This is a genomic window from Pseudomonas sp. P4_C1 (assembly GCF_056402155.1).
In genome coordinates this window covers 72,832-91,662 of record NZ_JBFUHY010000012.1, presented here as the reverse complement: position 1 = coordinate 91,662, position 18,831 = coordinate 72,832, and the positions used below count along the sequence as shown (strand labels likewise).

Genomic DNA, 18,831 nt, shown 5'->3' with positions numbered 1-18,831 from the left:
GTGACAACGCTGACGCCATCGCGAGCAAGCTCGCTCCCACATTGGTTCTGCGTCGAATAGGTTATTTGCATTCACCACAATCACTGTGGGAGCGAGCTTGCTCGCGATGACTGCCTGACAAGCACCACAGCACTGTCGCCTTACCCCGTAACCAAAGTTTTGCTCGGTGTGGCACCGAATTGAATCAACACCACCCCTGCCATCAACAGCGCCACCCCAAACACCTTCGGCAAGGTGACCTGCCGCTCCACCAACCCAAACCAGCCGTAGTGATCCAGCAATAACGACGCCACCACTTGCCCCGCCAGCGCCAATGCCATGAACCCCGCGGCACCCAGCTTGGGTAGCAGCACCAACACCAGGGAAATAAAACAAACCCCAAAAGCACCACCGGCCCACATCCAGAGCGGCGCCTTGCTGATGAACGCCAGTGACGGCAACGGCAAGCGCATCGCAATGATGATCGGCAACAACACCACAACGCTCACCAGCAACGAGGCGAGCGTCGCCCACAACGGATGGCCCAACCCGCGCCCGAGATTGACGTTGATGGCGCTCTGAAACGGCACCACCGCCCCGGCGATCATCGCCAGCCCTATCAGACCGGCCCAATGCAACGTACTCATGTTCATGCTCCAACAGGTTTTGCTGGACTCTAGGGTATTCATCGCGCAGATTTAAATTCCGTTTTGTTATCCAGAACATGCAGCAAATGAATGATCTTCGACGCATCGACCTCAACTTGCTGGTGATCCTCGACGCCCTGCTCAGCGAGCAACACGTGACTCGGGCAGCCGAGCGTCTGCACTTGAGCCAGCCAGCAGTCAGCCATGCGCTGGCGCGTTTGCGTGACCTGCTTGGCGATCCGCTGCTGGTGCGCGCCGGGGCCGGCCTTGTACCGACACCGCGAGCGCTGGAACTGGTGGCCCCGCTGGCCGAAGCCCTGGCCCAGGTGCAAGCGCTGCTGGCGCCGAACGCCTTCGATCCCGCGACCACCCGGCGGACCTTCCGCCTGGCGATGTCCGACTATGGCGCCGCCATTGTCTTGCCGAGACTGATCCGAACCTTGCGCCGTGAAGCGCCAGGCATTGACCTGCAAGTCAGCCATGGCAGCCGCGAAAGCATGCTCGAAGGGGTGCTCAACGGTGACATTGATGTCGCCGCCGGTGTATTCCCGGAAATGCCCAACGAATTGCGCAGCACAGCGCTGTTCGAAGAGCACTACGCCTGCCTTGTGGACCGCAACAGCCTGCCCGCCGATGGTGTCCTCGACTTGCCCACCTATCTGGCTCGGCCCCATGTACTGTTGGAAATGCGCGGCAGCGGTACCCCGGAGATCGAGCGTGCGCTGACCGCCTTGCGGGAGCGTCGGCGTGTCGCCATCAGCCTGCCGCATTGGCGCGTGGCCCCACAGCTCATCAGCGGCACCGACCTGATCCTCACCGTCGCGTCGCGCGGATTGCGCGATATCGATGAGTCCTCATTGGTTGTCGTGCCTCCACCGTTTCACATTCCATCGTTCACCTTTGTACTGGCCTGGCACAAGCGTCGAGGCGGGGATCAGGCGTTGAACTGGCTGAATGAGCGGATCGTGCAGGGGACCCACCGTTGAAGAATTTCTGTCGCGATCAGGCAGTCGACAGCTGAAGACCTGATATAGACTGGCCACCATTCACCAAGCAGTTCAAAAGGACTCCCCATGACCCCATCGTTGCTAATGGCCGTGCTTGCCTCGGGTTTTATCTACGGCATCACCCCGGGGCCGGGTGTGCTGGCGGTGTTCGGCATTGGCGCGGCCCATGGGCGACGGGCCGGGGCAGGGTTTCTGTGCGGGCATTTGCTTGGCGATGTGATCTGGTGCAGCACGGCGCTGATCGCGATTGTCGGTGCGCGGGAGATCGGCAGTACCGCGTTCGACGTGCTCGGTGTGCTCAGCGGCCTGTACCTGTTCTGGCTCGGCTGGCGTGCGGTGCGCGCCCGGCGCAGCAGCGCTGATGCGCCACAGGGCCCGGCGCGGCAACCGTTCTGGCACGGCATTCTGTTCGGTTTGACCAATCCGAAGGCCTATCCGGTGGCGGTGGCGACGTTCACGGCCCTGTTGTCGAGCCGCGCGGAACTGCTCAACTGGTCAATGTTGCCGGCGCTGATCGCCCTGAGTTTCGTCGGCGGGTTGCTCGCCTACGCTATTCTCATTGGCGTTGTCGGTGCTCGGCGAGTGCGCAGCTTGTACCAGCGTCATGAACTGGCAATCACCCGGTTGTGCGGGGTGATGTTCATCGGTTTCGCCATTAACGCGCTGGTCCATGCGTTGCCGGGGCTGATGCCGAACAAGGCTTGAATATGATCACAAGGATGCAAGGCCGACAGGGCAGGGATGATTGATAAGCGCTGCATTATCGGGACACCCACGCTGAACCATGGAAAACCGAAATTCCGCGCCACTGGCAAGCTATATCGATCTGTTGCTGGACGCCGTCTGTGCGGTGGATAAACAGGGCCGCTTCGTCTTTGTCAGTGCGGCGTGCGAGCGTATTTTCGGCTACAGCGCCGATGAGATGATCGGAGAGACGATGATCGATATGGTGCACCCGGCCGATCGCCAGCGCACCCTCGACGCCGCGCGGGAAATCATGGGTGGCGAACCCAAGCTCAACTTCGAAAACCGCTACCTGCGCAAGGACGGCAGCGTGGTGCACATCCTCTGGTCTGCACGTTGGTCCGAGGACGATCAGTTGCGCATCGCGGTGGCCCGCGACATCACCGAACGCAAGCAGGCCGAATCCCGCCAGGCCGCGCTGTATGCGATTTCCGAAGCAGCCCATGCGGCAGAGGATCTGCTGGCGTTGTTCAAACGCATCCACATGATCATCGGCGAATGGCTGCCGGCACTGAATTTTTCCGTGGCGCTGTACGACGAGCACTGCGCACAGCTGAACTTCCCTTATCACGTCGATGACCACGAGCCACAGCCCGAGCAGCCTGGAACCATGACCGGGCGCCTGTGCACCGAAGTGATCCGTACGGGGCAGCCGATCCTGCTGACCCCGGACCAGTGCCCACCGCCTGCCGGCTTCGAAGCGCTGGTGACCGGGCAGAACGCACCGTGTTGGCTGGGTGTGCCGCTGAACTCGCAAAAAGGCACCATCGGTGCGTTGATCGTCAAGAGCATTCCGGGCGGCGAGCGCTACACCGAGCAAGACAAGGAACTGCTGCAATACGTCTGCGCCCAGGTCGCGACCGCCATCGAGCGCAAACAACTGCATGCCCGCCTGCAATACATGGCCCAGTACGACCAGCTGACCCAGTTACCCAACCGTGAACTGCTGCGCGACCGGCTCAAGGCATCACTGCAAGTGGCCCGGGAGGACCGCGGGCGCATGGCGCTGTTGTACATCGACCTCGACCGCTTCAAGCACGTCAACGACACCCATGGCCACGCGGTCGGCGACATGCTGCTGCAAGCGGTGGCCAACCGGCTCAAGGGTTGCGTGCGGGAAACCGACACCGTGGCCCGCATCGGCGGCGATGAATTCGTGGTGTTGCTGCACAGCATTCGCGCTGCGGACGATACCGACATCGTGGTCGAGAAAATCCGTCAGGTCCTGGTCCAGCCCCTGCGCCTGGACGGGCACAGCGTGAACATCCAGCCAAGTATCGGCGTCGCCCGATACCCCGATCACGGCACCGAAGAGAAGCAATTGTTCCGGCATGCCGACGAGGCAATGTACTGCGCCAAACGCGAGCATCACCTGCGACTGGTCTGAAAACCGGGCACCGTTCGTCGTGGTATCCATGCAATTTTCTAAACCTTTTGGGACGCGCAACTTCAGATTCTATGGGGGTTACAGCTCGCCGCGATCATCACCAGGAGGAAGAGAATCATGCCTGATTCAAGAAACTCGAACTCGGGAAACTTCGCCAACGATCGAACGAAGGCCTCTGAAGCCGGTCGCAAGGGTGGGAAAACCACCACCACGACCGTCGATAAAGACCCGGCGAAACCCGACATGAGCCGCAAGGGCGGTCAGAAAACCCGCTAAAGGATGCAGGTGGTTTTGATTGAGAGGCGGGGGCGAACGCTCCCGTTTGAATTTGAAAAGGAGGGCGCGACCATGAACCGGATGGCCACCCGATTATGTAATGCCAGTTTTGCCACGCTGCTGGGCCTGATTGCCAGCAGCGCCTTTGCCCAGTCGCCCGCCGAATTCATCGACGAGGCCTCGGCAAAAGGTATCGCCGATATCGAAGCGAGCCGCGTGGCGCACCAGAAATCCGAGTCCAAAGAGGTCAAGGACTACACCATCGTTGTCATCAACGACCGCACCACTGCGAACCAGCACCTGGCGAAAATCGCCAAGAAACTCGACTTACCGGTCGCTCCACGCGAAGAGGTTGTCGAAAAGGCCAAAGCCCTGATGCCACAAGTCATGGATGGGGTGACCTTCGACGAGGCCTATGCAGCCAGTCAGGTGAAGACCACCCAGGAAGCCATCGATCAATTGCAGCAGGAAGCACAGACCACCGACCTGCCGGAAATCAAGGCGTTCGCCGAAGAGACCCTGCCAAAACTGCAAAATCATCTGCAAATGGCCAAGGCGTTGCAGGCTAAAAGTTGAGCATAAGGATTGAACAAAAACGGCGCGGGACTTCGGTCACGCGCCGTTTTTCTTTTCAGCACTGATTCAGATGCGGATTGAGGTTATGCAGTGGATTCAGGCCATTGAGGTCAAGTACTTCGTTCTCGTCCATGGCACGGTAATGCCTGCGCAGCGTCTCCAGGAACGTCCGGGGCTACAGGCCCAGAGGGCGAGTGTCTGCGCGTTTTTTGCGAGTTTCATGACCGTGCTCCTTGTAGGGGATGAACCTGAAGTTCAGGCATAGGTGGCTAGATGAAAATTCGGCTGGGGTTGCGACCCAATGAAGCATGGCGGTGGGCAAGATCTTAATTCTTGGTGGGATTCTTCCTTTGTGCCGGTTTGTGTCTAGTATCAATGGCAGTCAATTTGCCAGCATGTATTCACACGGATCGAAACCGGAAAAGAGGCTACTCATGGAATTCTTCGAAAAGTTAGCAAGTCTCGCTGCCAAAGTTCGTTTGCAGAGCGCTGCCATTCAAACGGAAGAAGCGACCAAGAATGCTTTTGTCATGCCCTTTATCAGCACGGTACTGGGCTACGATGTTTTCGATCCGACGGAAGTGACACCTGAATTCGTTTGCGATATTGGAACGAAGAAAGGGGAGAAAATTGACTACGCAATCATGAAGGCTGGCGAGGTACAGATCCTCATCGAGTGCAAGAAAATAGGCGAGCCACTGCACATCAATCATGCCTCCCAACTGTTTCGTTATTTCCATGTCACCAGCGCTCGAATCTCCATTCTCACCAATGGCCAGGTCTATAAGTTTTTCACTGATCTGGACGCGCCTAACAAAATGGACGAGAAGCCGTTTCTTGAACTCGATCTGCTGGATATAGACGAGTATTCCGTTCCTGAACTGGTGAAACTCACCAAGTCTGCATTCGATGTGGAGTCGATCATCAGCGCCGCAGGTGAGTTGAAGTACGTCAGCCAAATCAAGAAGGTGATTGCATCTCAGGTCAGCAAGCCGGACGACGATTTTGTGAAGGTCTTCGCTTCACGTGTTTACGACGGGGTGATTACTCAGAAGGTCCGCGAGCAGTTCCAGGAACTGACGAGAAAGGCCGTGGTGCAGTTTCTCAACGACCAAATCAATGACCGGCTCAAGTCGGCTATGAGTGGCGTCATCCAGCCTGCGCTCGCCTCTGTACCGGTCGCTACCGGTGGCACTGAGCAATCAGATGTTCGAGACGAGTCAGAGGACAAGGTACTGACGACATTGGAAGAGCTGGAGGGATATCACATCGTCCGTGCCGTGGTCCGGTCGGTTGTTGACGCCAAGCGGATTGTTCAGCGCGACACACAGAGTTACTTTGGCATCCTGCTCGATGACAACAACCGCAAACCGATCTGCCGACTGCACTTCAACCGATCGCAGAAATACATTGGCATATTTGACGAAGAGAAGAATGAAACCCGGCATGCAATCAACTCCGTTGATGACATTTACGAGTACTCGGATCATTTGAAGAAGACTGTCGGGTACTATGATTAAGATTGCTGTCTAGCGACGAAAAAACTGGTCAATAGAGCCTAGGCCGATCAGTTAAGTTGAAAAACTGTGGGAGCGAGCTTGCTCGCGATAGCGCCATGTCAGTCGACGACGATGTTGACTGTGCAATCGCCATCGCGAGCAAGCTCGCTCCCACAGAAGTTTTCGCAACAAAGGTGGAATAGAGCAGAGCCTATTGGCCGATGTATCGTAGTGAACTGGTGGTCTGCCCAGATCACGACAACGTACCGACAGGAGAACGCAATGAGTTGGTCCGCCAAACAGTACGTCGCTTTTGAAGATGAACGCACCCGTCCCGCCCGCGACCTGTTGGCGGCCATCCCCGCCGGGGACGTGCGCTCGGCCATCGATATCGGTTGTGGGCCCGGTAACTCCACCGAGTTGCTGGTGGAGCGTTTTGCCAACGCCACGGTCCGAGGCCTGGACAGTTCGATCGACATGATCGAGGCCGCGCGCAAGCGTCTGCCGCAGGTGCAGTTTGATGTCGCGAACATCGACACCTGGAACGACGGGGGCCCGTTCGATGTGATTTTCGCCAACGCGGTATTGCAGTGGGTGCCTGATCACGCCACGTTGTTGCCGTCGCTGGTGAGCAAACTGGCGCCGGGTGGCAGCCTGGCCGTCCAGATGCCTGACAACCTGAATGAACACTCGCACCGCTTGATGCGTGAAGTCGCCGCTGATGGCCCTTGGGTCGGCAAACTGGCAGGCGCCGCCGGGCAGCGGACCGAGATGGCCGATGCCAGTGGCTACTACTCGATACTCAAAGCCTGCTGCACCCGCGTCGATGTGTGGCGCACCACATACCATCATCCGCTCGCGGGCGGTGCGTCTGGGGTGGTGGAGTGGTTCAAGGGCAGTGGCTTACGGCCGTTTCTCGATCCGCTGGACGAGGCGGAACGGGCGCAGTATCTGAAGCAATATCAGACTGCTATCGAGCGGGCGTATCCGGCCATGGCCGATGGTTCGGTGCTGTTGCCATTCCCGCGACTGTTTATCGTCGCGACCCGCTGATGCGAAAAGGGGACAGTTGAAGAGCGTCTTGATCTCGGGGCGAAGGATGGCAACCCGTGGCGAGGGAGCTTGCTCCCGCTGGACTGCGTAGCGGTCCCTATTCGGGGTCGCTTCGCCCGAATGCGGACCGCCCCAGCGGGACGGTGCGGCGATCCGACAAGCTCCCTCGCCACAATGACTGTTCGTCCGTGCTATCTCTTAACTGGCCGCGATCGCTCAGGACGGCTCTGCGTCCATTCGTCGAGCGATCACATCCAGCACATCGCAACCATCACGCAACGGCACGCAGCACAGCAATGCGAAGTCACTGAGTACAACTGAGTCAGAGGTAAGGTCGCCGCGCATTGCGAGATTTTCAAGCAGCTGCGTCACGGCTCGAATTCTGTAGCTGGCGGTGCTGAGCAGGGAGTGTAGGGGTTGGGTGGTGTTGACGTAGAGGGAGGGGAGGTCGTCGGCGTTGCTGGTTAAAGCCATGAATTCTTTCATGAGTGAGTACCAATTGTAGGTGGAAGACCTACCACTCAATTGTCGCCAAACAATAGGGTGGTAGCTGTACGCGGGTTGGCGAACCGGACAATGGTAAAACCGGCAGACCCGAAGGTCTCCCACGCACAGCTACCGAAAAAGCAGCCAAGCGTGATCAAAAGTGCTCCGAGAAATCCTCGGAGCCTTCTGTACCGTTGTTACCGAGTCGCCAAACCCGATACGCCATTTGGGCGCGGTCGGACTATAGGTCTCATGACAAAGGCACAGCAATGCGCAAGTGTACGGACATTTCCCAGTGTCGTGTAGGACGTTGCTTTTTCTAGCGTTGATCTCCGTTGGGCCTTTAAAAGTGGGTCTTTGCACTGACTTCGACGGGCCCTTCATCAAATCCCGCCCACAAAAAAACCGGCCACTTGGGACCGGTTTATTCATGTCAAAAGCAAGGTTTTCAGCTCTGTTGCAAGACCTTGAGTGCCGCCGAGGCCAGAAAGCCCGAACGGCTTTTCTCTTCCGGGTGATGCAGTACGTACTCATCAATCCGGTTGAGGAGGTAGCCAGGCAACGTGATGTTCAGCTTCTGGGCCTTGCCCAGATATTTGGTTACGTCGATGTCCACCAGCGCCCACGCACACCCCGCGTACTTTGGGTTGGCAGCATGTAAGGTCACTTTATTGGCGGGGGGAATTGGCGAACCGTCTTCGGCCAGAATCTCGAAGTGGCCTTCAATGGCTTCCCGCGCCATGGCCATCGCGTCATCCAGGTCTTCCCCAGCGGAAAAGCAGCCCGGAATGTCGGGGACTTCCACACCCCAGGCGTGTTGGTCGTCGCCCATTGAAATTGCAATTGGGTACAGCATGTTCATTGTCCTCCACGGACCTAGCGCATCGGGCTCCTTAGAGCAGCGCCTGTTGCAAAATACTGATGGCCGTTTTCTTGAGCAGATCTTTCTTCGGGTGAGGGACTGTCACCAGCCCCGGTTTGGTCGGGTGCTTGAAGTGATGATGGCTGCCTCTGATTCGTACCAGATACCAGCCGTCCGCAACGAGTTGGCTTATCAAAAATCGGCTATTCACATCACCTCCCTGTGGTGTGCTTGTGGTTACTATACCTACTAAGATTTTGTTATCAACACTATACCTACCAAACCTTCCTGGGTTCGGCGGGAAAGCGATAGGCTTCGAGTCTAGGAGGGCGCTGTGGCAAAGGCTTTGGGTAAGCCTGTCATTACCTATTTTGTGTATTGCGAGGTTTTGCCGTAAACACGTGACACTCGAATTTCAGGCATAAAAAAACCGGCCATCAAGACCGGTTTTTTCTGTCTCTGCATCCCCCGTCAAAACCACCCTGACGTGAGATCAAAATTCGATTGGAGCGGGTGAAGGGAATCGAACCCTCGTTATCAGCTTGGGAAGCTGGAGTAATGCCATTATACGACACCCGCTCAGAGCGCTGACTTTGTACCAGATACGGCCGCGGATTTGAAGTTTTTCTTTACGTGGAGCGGGTTTAACGCAAATGTGACAAAAAAGCCCGAATCGCATGACGGTCGATCGCGGGCAAGCCTCGCGCCTGCAGAATACGTTTAACGCAGCAGGGTGGGGCTTGCTCGCGATGACGCTACTTCAGTTTGCCAATGCATGGTGTTCCTGGGCTTTGTGGTAACGCGGTCGGCTTTCGTGTTGCGCTGGCTTCAGGAAGCCCATCAGTGCGTTGCGGCTGTCTCGGCAGGCGGCTTTGTGCTCCATGTCGAGAAAGTGGCCGGTGGCCTGAATGGTACTGAACGTGCTGTGTTGCACGTGGCTTTCGAACAACCGGGCGTCGTCGGCGGCGGTGTATTCGTCCCATTCGCCGTTGAGGAACAGCACCGGCACGTCGATTTTTTTTGCCGCGTGCAGGTAGCACTGGCGATCGTTGTGCAGCACGTCGTTGATGTGGAAGTGCATCTGCCCGTACTCATGTTCGGCCAGGGAGCTGACGTGGCGATAGTTGAAGCGCTTGAACAACGACGGCAGGTGTTTGCCGATGGTGTCGTTCACCAGATGCCCGACCCGGTCGCGGTCCAGGTTGCTGAGGTGTTCGACGCCACGCTCGAGGTAGTCAAGCATGTGCGCGTTGATCACCGGGGAGAACGAGCTGATCACGGCTTTTTCGATGCGCCGTGGCCGTTGCGACAACGCCATCATGGTCGCGGCACCGCCCCAGGAAAACGACAGCACGTGCTCGGCGGCGAAGTGGTCGATCAGCTCGAGCAGGATCTGCCCTTCGATTTCCTTGGTGAGCATTTTTTCATGCAGGTTGTGGGCTTTTGACCGGCCCGCGTAGGGCTGGTCGTAGCAGACGACGTTGAACTGCGGATGGAGGTTTTTCACGGTTTGTGCAAACGACGCAGTCGTGGCCATCGAGCCGTTGACCAGGATAATGGTCCTCTCTGCGGCGTCTGCGCGATAGAACTCCGTGTAAACCCGATACTGACCCTGTATATCCAACACAGCGATTTCTGGCCTCATGTCATAAGACTCCTGGCAAGCGGGTATGCGCGCAAATAGAGATTGCACGAGCTTTGTGACAGGTAGGCATACGCCTGGAATTTGAGAGGCCCATGTCGATCCACTGCAGTCCGGTCGACGGGTATTGTTATTGGCGGGCAGTCTGCCGGATGAGGCCGGAACCCTTGGGTTCCTACCGGCAAAAAGTTTCTTGGAAGTATGTGGTGACTCGTCGGTCACATTTCGGCCGACGTCCTGATTCAAGCAGGGGTCACGTCATCGCGCAAGTGCCATTGGTAAATTGTTCGACAACTTTCTGCTCGGCGGTCGCCTGCTTAGATCAATCCGATCTCTGCATCGCTCAGTGAGCGGTATTCGCCCGGTTTCAACGCGTCGTCGAGCACCAGCGGCCCCATGCGTTCGCGGTGCAGGCGCATCACCTTGTTGTTGAAGTGGCCGAACATGCGCTTGACCTGGTGGTAGCGACCCTCGACGATGCTCAGGCGTGCGCATTTTGCCCCGAGCAGCTCTAGCCCGGCCGGTTGCGTGGTGAGGTCTTCGAAGGCGAAGTACAGCCCTTGGCTGAACTTGACCGCGTATTCGGGGCCGATGTCCTGTTCGGTTTCGACGTAATAGACCTTGGGCAGTTTGGTCTGTGGTTGGGTCAAGCGTCGCGACCAGCTGCCATCGTTGGTGATCAGCATCAGACCGGTGGTATTGAAGTCCAGGCGTCCGGCGATGTGCAGTTCTTCCTTGTCCGGTTCATCAATCAGGTCGAGCACGGTTGGGTGCTGCGGGTCCTTGGTAGCGCTGACGCAACCGGCAGGTTTGTGCAGCATGAAGTGGCGCAGCGGTTTACCGACTTGCAGCACGTCGTTGTCGACTTCGACGCGGCTGAATTCGCGGACTTCGCTGTGCGGGTCGCTGACGACTTTTCCGTCAACCCTGACGCGTTTTTCCACCAGCAACAGGCGTACCTGCTTACGGTTGAAGCACGGCAGGTTGCTGAGGAAACGGTCGACGCGCATGACTAAGGATCAGTGAGGAAAGGGGCGCGCATCTTACTAGAACGATTCGGGCGCTGCTTGCAACTGCGTCTCGACTTCGGCGCAACGCGGGCACAGGCACGAGGCGTTGCGCAGTTCCGTCGGCAGCGCCTGGAGCACCGCCGGGTCGATGCTGACGCCGTAGCACCAGCAGGCGCGGTCAGCGGTTCGCGGGTCGGCCAGGGTGCAGTCGTTGGGGGCGCCGCAGGCGGGGCAGAGCTCAGGCTGGTTCATGGACGGAGTGAGACTTCTCTACGCAGGTTCGGTTGCGGCCACTTTGTTTGGCCCGATACATCGCATGATCCGCCCGCGACAGCAGGCTGTGCAAGGTGTCATCGGGCTGCAGGGTGGTGAGGCCGATGTTCACGGTCAGTTGCAAGGCTTCGTGCAGGAGCCTGTGGGAGCGAGCTTGCTCCGAGCGGCGATCCGACGATTGCGGTATGTCAGTCACATCAATCGTGAATGTGCTGACGCCATCGCGAGCAAGCTCGCTCCCACAGGGGATGTGTGTTTATCGCAGGGTTTTCAGATACATCCGCCACCCGCCCAAATGACTGATGTTCACCGCACCCTCCAACCCATAGGCCTCACAGATAAACCCGCTTTCCCAGCGACCATCCGCCAGTTGTACCTTGCCCAATCCCAGCGGTGCCGGAATCCCGGTCAGGAACGAACCCAACTCGCTGCTTGGCAACTCCCAGACTTCCACCGCAATCGCCACGCCGCCACCCTTCACCCGGACCATGCCCGGACGAAACGGCGGGCCGCCGGCCAGGGCATAGAGTTGATAGTCCGGCGAACTGAATGTCGATTCCACCAGGCGGGCGCCGCGCTGCTTGAGCTGCCAGTTCAACGCCAGCCCGTCCAGGTGCGCGCCGCAGACCACCAGCCGCGCCCGATCATGGCGTGCAACCGGCGCCGGGGCAGGTGCGGCCAGGCCTTGCTGACGCTGCAGGGCATCCGCCACGCTCAGCAGATACTGATCGGTGAAGGCCCGGCCAAACAGCGTCACGCCCCAAGGCATGCCGTTGTCCATGAAGGCGCTGGGCACGGCGACAGCGGCGTAGTCGAGCAGGTTCATGAAGTTGGTGTAGTAGCCCAGTTCCGAATTGCGCAGCACCGGTTCGGCCTCGAGTTCAGCCAGCGTCACCGGGCGGCCGATGGTCGGCGTGACGACACAGTCGAGGCCTTCCAGCGCGTTGTCGCACAGGGCTTTGAGCGCTTGCAGGCGGTATTGGGCGCGGAAGGTTTGCACGCCGTCGACGGCGGACGCCTTGGCCAATACGGCGCGAATCACCGGCAACACGGCCTCGGGATTTTGCGCCATCAACTCCCCGGCCACGCTGTAGCGCTCGGCCACCCACGGGCCTTCATAGAGCAAGCGGGCGGCCTCCAGAAACGGTGACAAGTCCAGTTCCACCGCTTCGCCGCCCAAGGCCTTGAGGTGGTCGATGGCATCACCGAACAACAGCGGGCCTTCAGGGCAACCGAAAAATTGCAGATCCTGCGCGCGCGGCACGCCGAAACGGAACGGCCGCGGTGTGCCGAACGCCGAGCCGTCGTTCCACAACGGGTTGCTGCGGCTGTATTCGTCCCGTGGATCGAGGCGCGCAGTGAGTGCCAGCAACTGACTGGCCTCCCGGGCGGTGGCAGTGAACGTGGTGACGCAATCCAGCGTACGACAGGCCGGTACGACGCCGGCCGTCGAGATCAGGCCCTTGGTGGCTTTCATCCCGACCAGATTGTTCAACGCCGCCGGCACGCGTCCGGACCCTGCGGTGTCGGTGCCCAGGGAAAAACTCGCGACGCCGAGCGCCACCGCCAGCGACGAACCGGCGCTGGATCCGCCCGATGGGTACTGCGGCAGCACGCTGTTGGGGCACGCGCCGTAGGGTGAGCGGCTGCCGTTGAGCCCCGTGGCGAACTGGTCGAGGTTGGTCTTGCCCAACGGAATCGCACCGAGGGCCAGCAGTTGCTCGACGATGGTCGCCGAACGCTGCGGCACGTAGGCAAATGCCGGGCACGCCGCCGTGGTCGGAATGCCCGCCAGGTCGATGTTGTCCTTGATCGCGAACGGCACACCATACAGCGGCAGACTGTCGGGAGCGCGATCGTCGAGGGCGGCGAGGTAAGGTTCCAGTTCTTCGGCGCTGAGCAAGTGGATGAACAGGTGATAGTCCGGGTTCAGCGCGGCGGCTTTGTCCCGCAGGTTCAGCAGCAGTTGCCGGGGGGTAAGGTTGCCGTGGCGATAAGCGCTGCGCAGGGCGTCGAGTTGCAGGTTGATGTTCATGGCATGAGTCCTTGGCAAAATGGGTTCAGTCGAGTTCCAGCACCACGACGCGCTGTCCGGCGCGCACCGCCGAACCCGGTTGCACGCGAATCTCGCGCACCACGCCGGCCATCGGTGCGAGCAGGGGGATTTCCATCTTCATCGACTCCAGGATCACCAGCACGTCACCGGCCTCGACGTGGCAACCGGCCTCGACCTGAACCTGCCAGAGGTTGCCGGCGATATGGCTGTCGACGCTCTGTTGGCCGCTGGCCAGCGGCGCCTCTGCGGTCGCCTCCGGGGCCGGTTCTTCACTGTCGAAATGGGCCTGGCCGCTGGCGATCCAGCGCTCGCGTTCGGCGTTGAACGCGCCTTTTTGCTGATTGCGAAACGCGCCGATGGTCTCGGCTTCCTGCGCCAGAAACGCCTGATAATCCGCCAGATTCAACTGACTGTGCTCGATGTTCAGGTCGAAGCGCCCGAGGGGGAAATCCCGGCGGATGCGCAGCAGTTCATTGGCGCTGACCGGGTAGAAACGGATCTGATCGAAAAACCGCAGCAACCACGGTTTGCCATCGAAGGCTGCGACTTCGCGGTAGCGGTTCCACATCTGCAGCGTGCGCCCGACAAACTGATAGCCGCCGGGGCCTTCCATGCCGTAGACGCACATGTAGGCGCCGCCGATGCCCACCGAGTTTTCCGCGGTCCAGGTGCGCGCCGGGTTGTACTTGGTGGTCACCAGGCGATGGCGCGGGTCGAGCGGGGTGGCGACCGGTGCGCCGAGATAGACATCGCCCAGGCCCATCACCAGATAGCTGGCGTCGAACACCGTGCGTTGCACTTCATCGAGGTTCGGCAGGTCATTGATGCGGCGGATGAACTCCAGGTTGCTCGGGCACCATGGCGCGTCCTTGCGCACGGTGGTCATGTATTTCTCGATGGCCAACTGGCACGCCGGGTCGTCCCAGGACAACGGCAGATGAACGATGCGCGACGGTACTTGCAGGTCTTTGGCGGCGCATACGGCGTCCCATTCGCCGGCGACGATGCCGAGCAGGTCGGACAGCGGCAGTTGTTCGGGCTGATAGTGAATTTGCAGGGAACGGATGCCTGGCGTCAGGTCGATCACGCCGTGCAGGTGTTTGCTTTCCAGCGCCTGCATGAGGGCGTGGGCGCGGAAGCGCAGAACCAGGTCCAGTTCGGGGGCGCCGATTTCCAGTAGCAGGTGGGTGTCGCCGGACAGCCTCGCCACCAGCCGCGTGTCATCCTGCCCCAAATCCAATACCACAGGCGACACAATTCCCTGTAGGAGTGAGCCTGCTCGCGATTGCGGTGTTTCAGTCACAGAGATGTCGGATGTGATGCCGTCATCGCGAGCAGGCTCACTCCTACAGGAGGGAGTCCATTTCAAGGCCAGGGTGCGGGCGGTCTTGAGGTCGACAGGGGAGAACTGCACCTTGTCCCCCGCCTTGAGTTGCCCCAGTTGCCAAAGATCCGCCTCGATCACCGTCACCGGGCACACGAACCCGCCGAGGCTCGGGCCATCCGGGCCGAGGATCACCGGCATGTCACCGGTAAAATCCACCGCGCCGATCGCGTACGGATTGTCGTGGATGTTCGACGGATGCAAACCGGCTTCACCACCGTCGGTGCGCACCCACTCAGGTTTCGGTCCGATCAGGCGCACGCCCGTGCGGCTGGAGTTGAAGTGCACTTCCCACTGCGTGGCGAAGAAGGTGCCGATGTAGTTTTCGGTGAAATATTCCGGGGCCCCGTGGGGACCGTAGATCACGCGAATCTGCCGAACCGCCGGCAACTCGGCGACCTGTTCTTCAACCAGTTGTTCACCGGCGCTACGGTCATCCAGCGCTGGCACATGCAATATGTCGCCGGCCCGCAAGGCGCGACCACCGTGGCCACCAAACTGACCGAGGGTGAAGGTGCTTTTGCTGCCCAGATAGTCCGGCACTTGCAGGCCGCCGCGCAGGCACAGATAGCTGCGCGCGCCCGCACCGGCAATGGTGCCGAGGCTCAAGGTGGATCCTACGGCGACCAACAGCGCAGTGTTCATCGGCACGGCTTCACCGTTGAGCAGTAATGGAGTCACCGCCCCGGTCACCGCCACCACCGCCTCGCAGTTGAAGCGCAGCAACGGCCCGTTCATGGTGATTTCCAGCGCCGCCGCGCCTTCGTCATTGCCCAGCAAACGGTTACCCAGACGCAACGCCCGACTGTCCATCGGCCCCGATGGCGGCACGCCGACCGCCCAGTAACCGAGACGGCCGGGATAGTCCTGAACACTGGTTTGCGTACCGGCGCTGAGTACCTCGAAAGTGTTGGCCTGATAGACCAGGCCTTCCAGGCAACGGGTCCACGGCTGGCCGCTGGCGAAAGGCACATCGAGCAGAATCTGCCGCAGGTAGTCGCGGTTGGTTTCCACGCCATACAGCTGACTGTCGCCGAGGGCTTGATGCAAATCGGCGCGGGCCTCTTCGCGAGTCGGCGCCCAACTGATGACCTTGGCGATCATCGGGTCGAAGTAGGGCGGGATCTCGCAGCCAGCCTCGACCCAGGTGTCGATGCGCAGTCGAATGCCATTGGCCGCCGGGAAATCCACGGCGGTGAGCAAGCCCGGGCTGGGTTGAAAATCGCGACCCGGATCCTCGGCATACAACCGTGCCTGAATCGCATGGCCCTGCGGTTTCAAACCCTGTGCCAGATCGCTCAGCGGCGGCAGGTCACCGGCCGCCAGTTGCACCATCCAGCGCACCAGATCGACACCCCATACCTGTTCGGTGACACCGTGTTCCACCTGCAAGCGAGTGTTCACCTCAAGGAAATAGAAGCGCCGGGCATCGCTGTCGAAGACGAACTCCACGGTGCCGGCACTGCGGTAGTTCACTGCCTTGGCCAGTTTGATCGCCGCCGCACACAGTTCATCGGCCATGCCGTCGGGCAGGTTTGGCGCCGGGGTTTCCTCGAGGACTTTCTGATTGCGGCGCTGCACCGAGCAGTCGCGCACGCCGAGGGCGATCACTTCACCGTGACCATCGCCGAATACCTGCACTTCCAGGTGACGGGCACGCTGGATGTACTTCTCGATGAACACCCCGGCGTCGCTGAAGTTGTTCTGGCCCAGGCGTTTGACGGCCTCGAAGGACTCGCTCAACTCGGCCGCGCTGCGGCACACGCGCATGCCGATGCCGCCACCGCCGGCGGTGCTTTTGAGCATCACCGGATAGCCGACCTGTTCGCCGGCGATCAATGCGGCATCGAGGCTGTCGAGCAGTCCGGTGCCTTCGAGCATGGGCACGCTGTGTTGTTTGGCCAGGGCGCGGGCGGTGTGCTTGAGGCCGAACACCCGCAGTTGTTCGGGCGTCGGGCCGATGAAGGCGATGTTGGCGGCCTCGCAGGCTTCGGCGAACGCGGCGTTTTCCGATAGAAATCCGTAGCCGGGATGGATCGCGGTGGCGCCGGTGGTTTTGGCGATGGCGAGGATTTTATCAACCATCAGGTAAGTGCCGGCGGCCGCACCTTCGCCGAGGCTGTGGGCCTCGTCGGCTTGCAGGATGTGCAGGCTGGCGGCATCGGCTTCGGAGTACACGGCAACGCCCTGCACTTGCAGCTCGCGCAAGGTACGCAGGATGCGGCAGGCAATGGCGCCACGGTTGGCAATCAGGACTTTTTCGAACATGGCATAACCCCCGGAGGCGATAGCGCATCAGCCTCGACTGGGATGCGGGCCGTCCCGCAGTTTTTTTGATGCACCTGGGCCGTCCCCGGTGACAAATCAGTTCACTTCGCAACACCGCCGATCCCCTGTGGGAGCGAGCTTGCTCGCGATAGCGGTGGGTCAGTCAACATATGTGGTGAATGCGCTGACGCCATCGCGAGCAGGCTCGCTCCTACAGGGTTTATTGGTGTTCTGTAGATTTGAGGCACTGGCCGGATCGGGCCTGGCACAAGGCAAACAACCAGCGCCGCAATCTCGGGAATTTCAGTTCCATACCAGCAGCTCCGCAGGCGTCGGGTTGTAGGCATTGCACGGGTTGTTCAGTTGCGGGCAGTTGGAGATCAACACGATCACGTCCATCTCGGCGCGCAGGTCGACGTACTTGCCCGGTGCCGAGATGCCGTCTTCGAAGGTCAGGCCCCCGTCAGCGGTGACCGGCACGTTCATGAAGAAGTTGATGTTCGGCCCGATGTCGCCCTTGCCCAGGCGGCCATCGTGAGCACAGGCGCGCAGGTAGTTGTCGCGGCAGCTGTGCATGTAGCGTTTTTCCAGGGCATAGCGCACGGTGTTGCTCTCTTGCGCACAGGCGCCGCCCAGGGTGTCGTGACGCCCGCAAGTGTCGGCGACGATGGTCAGCATCGGCTTGCCGAGGTTGGAATACAGCACGCTGCCAGTGCTCAGGTACACGCTGTTCTGCCGACGCAGGGTGCGCTGCACGTCGTAGCGCTCCCTGGGATTGGCAACGCTGTAGAACAAGGTGTCGACGGCCTGATTGCCCTCAAGGTCGAGGATGCGCAGGGTCTGGCCGGCCTTGACCTCCATCAGCCAGGGTTCGCCGGCGGGGATGGTGGCGCGGTAGATCGCGGTGTCTGGTTGCTTGTKAACGGTAGCGATAGCGAGTGACATGGCAGCGATCCTCAGGCAAACAAACGGTCGGTGTTGATGAAGCCGCGCTCGTTTTCCGGGCGCGAGGTGCGGCAGTGTTCGGCGACGCTGGCGTCGGCGTTCATCCAGCTGAGCTTCAAGGGTTTCGGTGCATAGTCCGGCGTCGGGTCCATCGGGTGCTGCAGGGCGGTGAGCACCACCAGGGTGTCCATCGGCGCGTACAACTCGATGTAGTCGCCAGCCTTGGAATTGCCCTCGACGAAGTGGAAACGTCCGGCGTCATCGACGTTCACGCGGCTGAACAGGTTGAGGGTCATCAGCAGGTCGGACAGGCCCAGCCCCCACTTGCCCAGTTCCACCAACAGGTTGTCGGTGCCGTTACGGAAGAAGCCGTTGCGCAATTCCTGATAGCGGCCGACGCCGTATTTTTCTGCCACTTCTTCAGCGCAGAGCACGCCACCGAGGCTGTCGCTCCAGCCGCAGGTGTCGGCGGTGATGGCGGCCAGCACGCGGCCCATGTCCGAGTACAGGCAATGGCCGGCGGTGAGCTTGGCGGTGTGTTGGCATTTGAGGCTGTCGGGCAGGTTCAGGCGCTCGGTTTTTTCATTGGCGTTGAGCAACGTCAGGCTGACGTTGGCGCCGCCGCGCAGGTCGGTCAGGCGCAGCAATTGGCCGCGCTTGAGCACGAAGGAACGATGGCCGCCGCCGGGGAGCATTTCTTCGGCGAAGGGCGGGAACAGTTGGGTTGAATCGGTCAT

At 60.1% G+C, this 18,831-nt stretch carries 18 protein-coding genes, 1 tRNA gene and 1 pseudogene; 7 read left to right on the top strand and 13 right to left on the bottom strand.

All coding sequences use genetic code 11. The annotated features are described in order from the left end of the window. Window positions 1-140: 140 nt before the first annotated feature. Window positions 141-626 (bottom strand): DMT family transporter, encoded by a 486-nt coding sequence (locus tag AC1DU9_RS11050; protein WP_223462968.1) that lies wholly within the window; start codon window positions 624-626, stop codon window positions 141-143. A gap of 77 nt (window positions 627-703) precedes the next feature. Between AC1DU9_RS11050 and AC1DU9_RS11045 the strand changes: the two genes are divergently transcribed. The 7 genes from AC1DU9_RS11045 (at window position 704) to tam (ending at window position 7,168) form a co-directional block, all read left to right on the top strand. Beyond that, complete coding sequence (locus tag AC1DU9_RS11045) at window positions 704-1,612, top strand: LysR substrate-binding domain-containing protein (RefSeq protein WP_223462969.1); 909 nt, start codon at window positions 704-706, stop codon at window positions 1,610-1,612. A gap of 87 nt (window positions 1,613-1,699) precedes the next feature. Beyond that, window positions 1,700-2,338 (top strand): LysE family translocator, encoded by a 639-nt coding sequence (locus AC1DU9_RS11040; RefSeq protein WP_108227804.1) that lies wholly within the window; start codon window positions 1,700-1,702, stop codon window positions 2,336-2,338. A 79-nt stretch (window positions 2,339-2,417) separates the two neighbouring features. Further along, window positions 2,418-3,764 carry a sensor domain-containing protein gene (locus tag AC1DU9_RS11035; protein WP_223462970.1) on the top strand — a complete coding sequence of 449 codons (1,347 nt, stop codon included), beginning with the start codon at window positions 2,418-2,420 and terminating at the stop codon, window positions 3,762-3,764. A gap of 117 nt (window positions 3,765-3,881) precedes the next feature. After that, window positions 3,882-4,040, top strand: coding sequence for a KGG domain-containing protein (locus AC1DU9_RS11030; RefSeq protein ID WP_223462971.1), 159 nt, complete (start codon window positions 3,882-3,884; stop codon window positions 4,038-4,040). 72 nt (window positions 4,041-4,112) lie between these two features. Beyond that, on the top strand, window positions 4,113-4,616 hold the full coding sequence (locus AC1DU9_RS11025; RefSeq protein ID WP_223462972.1) for a DUF4142 domain-containing protein: 504 nt from the start codon (window positions 4,113-4,115) through the stop codon (window positions 4,614-4,616). Window positions 4,617-5,050: 434 nt separating this feature from the next. Then, window positions 5,051-6,136, top strand: a complete 1,086-nt coding sequence (locus AC1DU9_RS11020; RefSeq protein WP_223462973.1) for a type I restriction endonuclease — start codon at window positions 5,051-5,053, stop codon at window positions 6,134-6,136. Between the two features lie 261 nt (window positions 6,137-6,397). Further along, window positions 6,398-7,168 (top strand): trans-aconitate 2-methyltransferase, encoded by a 771-nt coding sequence (gene tam / locus AC1DU9_RS11015; protein ID WP_223462974.1) that lies wholly within the window; start codon window positions 6,398-6,400, stop codon window positions 7,166-7,168. A gap of 216 nt (window positions 7,169-7,384) precedes the next feature. Here the strand turns inward: tam and AC1DU9_RS11010 are convergent, their stop codons facing one another. From AC1DU9_RS11010 to AC1DU9_RS10955, 12 genes and pseudogenes are all read right to left on the bottom strand, one after another. Continuing rightward, complete coding sequence (locus tag AC1DU9_RS11010; protein WP_007997797.1) at window positions 7,385-7,654, bottom strand: hypothetical protein; 270 nt, start codon at window positions 7,652-7,654, stop codon at window positions 7,385-7,387. A gap of 448 nt (window positions 7,655-8,102) precedes the next feature. Beyond that, window positions 8,103-8,510 carry a type II toxin-antitoxin system HicB family antitoxin gene (locus tag AC1DU9_RS11005; RefSeq protein WP_095945156.1) on the bottom strand — a complete coding sequence of 136 codons (408 nt, stop codon included), beginning with the start codon at window positions 8,508-8,510 and terminating at the stop codon, window positions 8,103-8,105. Window positions 8,511-8,547: 37 nt separating this feature from the next. Continuing rightward, window positions 8,548-8,727 carry a type II toxin-antitoxin system HicA family toxin gene (locus AC1DU9_RS11000; RefSeq protein WP_077184214.1) on the bottom strand — a complete coding sequence of 60 codons (180 nt, stop codon included), beginning with the start codon at window positions 8,725-8,727 and terminating at the stop codon, window positions 8,548-8,550. A 294-nt stretch (window positions 8,728-9,021) separates the two neighbouring features. Beyond that, window positions 9,022-9,095: transfer RNA gene (locus tag AC1DU9_RS10995), tRNA-Gly, on the bottom strand. Window positions 9,096-9,276: 181 nt separating this feature from the next. Further along, window positions 9,277-10,161, bottom strand: a complete 885-nt coding sequence (locus AC1DU9_RS10990; protein ID WP_223462975.1) for an alpha/beta fold hydrolase — start codon at window positions 10,159-10,161, stop codon at window positions 9,277-9,279. Between the two features lie 314 nt (window positions 10,162-10,475). After that, entirely contained in the window at window positions 10,476-11,168 is a 693-nt protein-coding gene (locus AC1DU9_RS10985) for a pseudouridine synthase (protein WP_223462976.1), read from the bottom strand. A 36-nt stretch (window positions 11,169-11,204) separates the two neighbouring features. Continuing rightward, window positions 11,205-11,420: a cysteine-rich CWC family protein gene (locus AC1DU9_RS10980; protein WP_223462977.1), complete on the bottom strand. Its 216-nt coding sequence runs from the start codon at window positions 11,418-11,420 to the stop codon at window positions 11,205-11,207. Next, window positions 11,407-11,604: pseudogene (locus tag AC1DU9_RS10975) on the bottom strand (diguanylate cyclase domain-containing protein); the annotation flags it as partial. The gene AC1DU9_RS10980 and the pseudogene AC1DU9_RS10975, both read right to left, overlap by 14 nt. A gap of 93 nt (window positions 11,605-11,697) precedes the next feature. Then, a complete protein-coding gene (gene atzF / locus AC1DU9_RS10970; protein ID WP_223462978.1) occupies window positions 11,698-13,476 on the bottom strand; it encodes an allophanate hydrolase in 1,779 nt (592 codons plus the stop codon). A gap of 25 nt (window positions 13,477-13,501) precedes the next feature. Beyond that, the gene (uca, locus tag AC1DU9_RS10965; RefSeq protein ID WP_223462979.1) at window positions 13,502-17,149 is read right to left on the bottom strand and encodes an urea carboxylase; all 3,648 of its coding nucleotides are present in this window, start codon (window positions 17,147-17,149) and stop codon (window positions 13,502-13,504) included. A 303-nt stretch (window positions 17,150-17,452) separates the two neighbouring features. Next, window positions 17,453-18,094, bottom strand: coding sequence for an urea amidolyase associated protein UAAP2 (locus tag AC1DU9_RS10960; RefSeq protein ID WP_477810149.1), 642 nt, complete (start codon window positions 18,092-18,094; stop codon window positions 17,453-17,455). Window positions 18,095-18,105: 11 nt separating this feature from the next. Then, entirely contained in the window at window positions 18,106-18,831 is a 726-nt protein-coding gene (locus tag AC1DU9_RS10955) for an urea amidolyase associated protein UAAP1 (RefSeq protein WP_223462981.1), read from the bottom strand.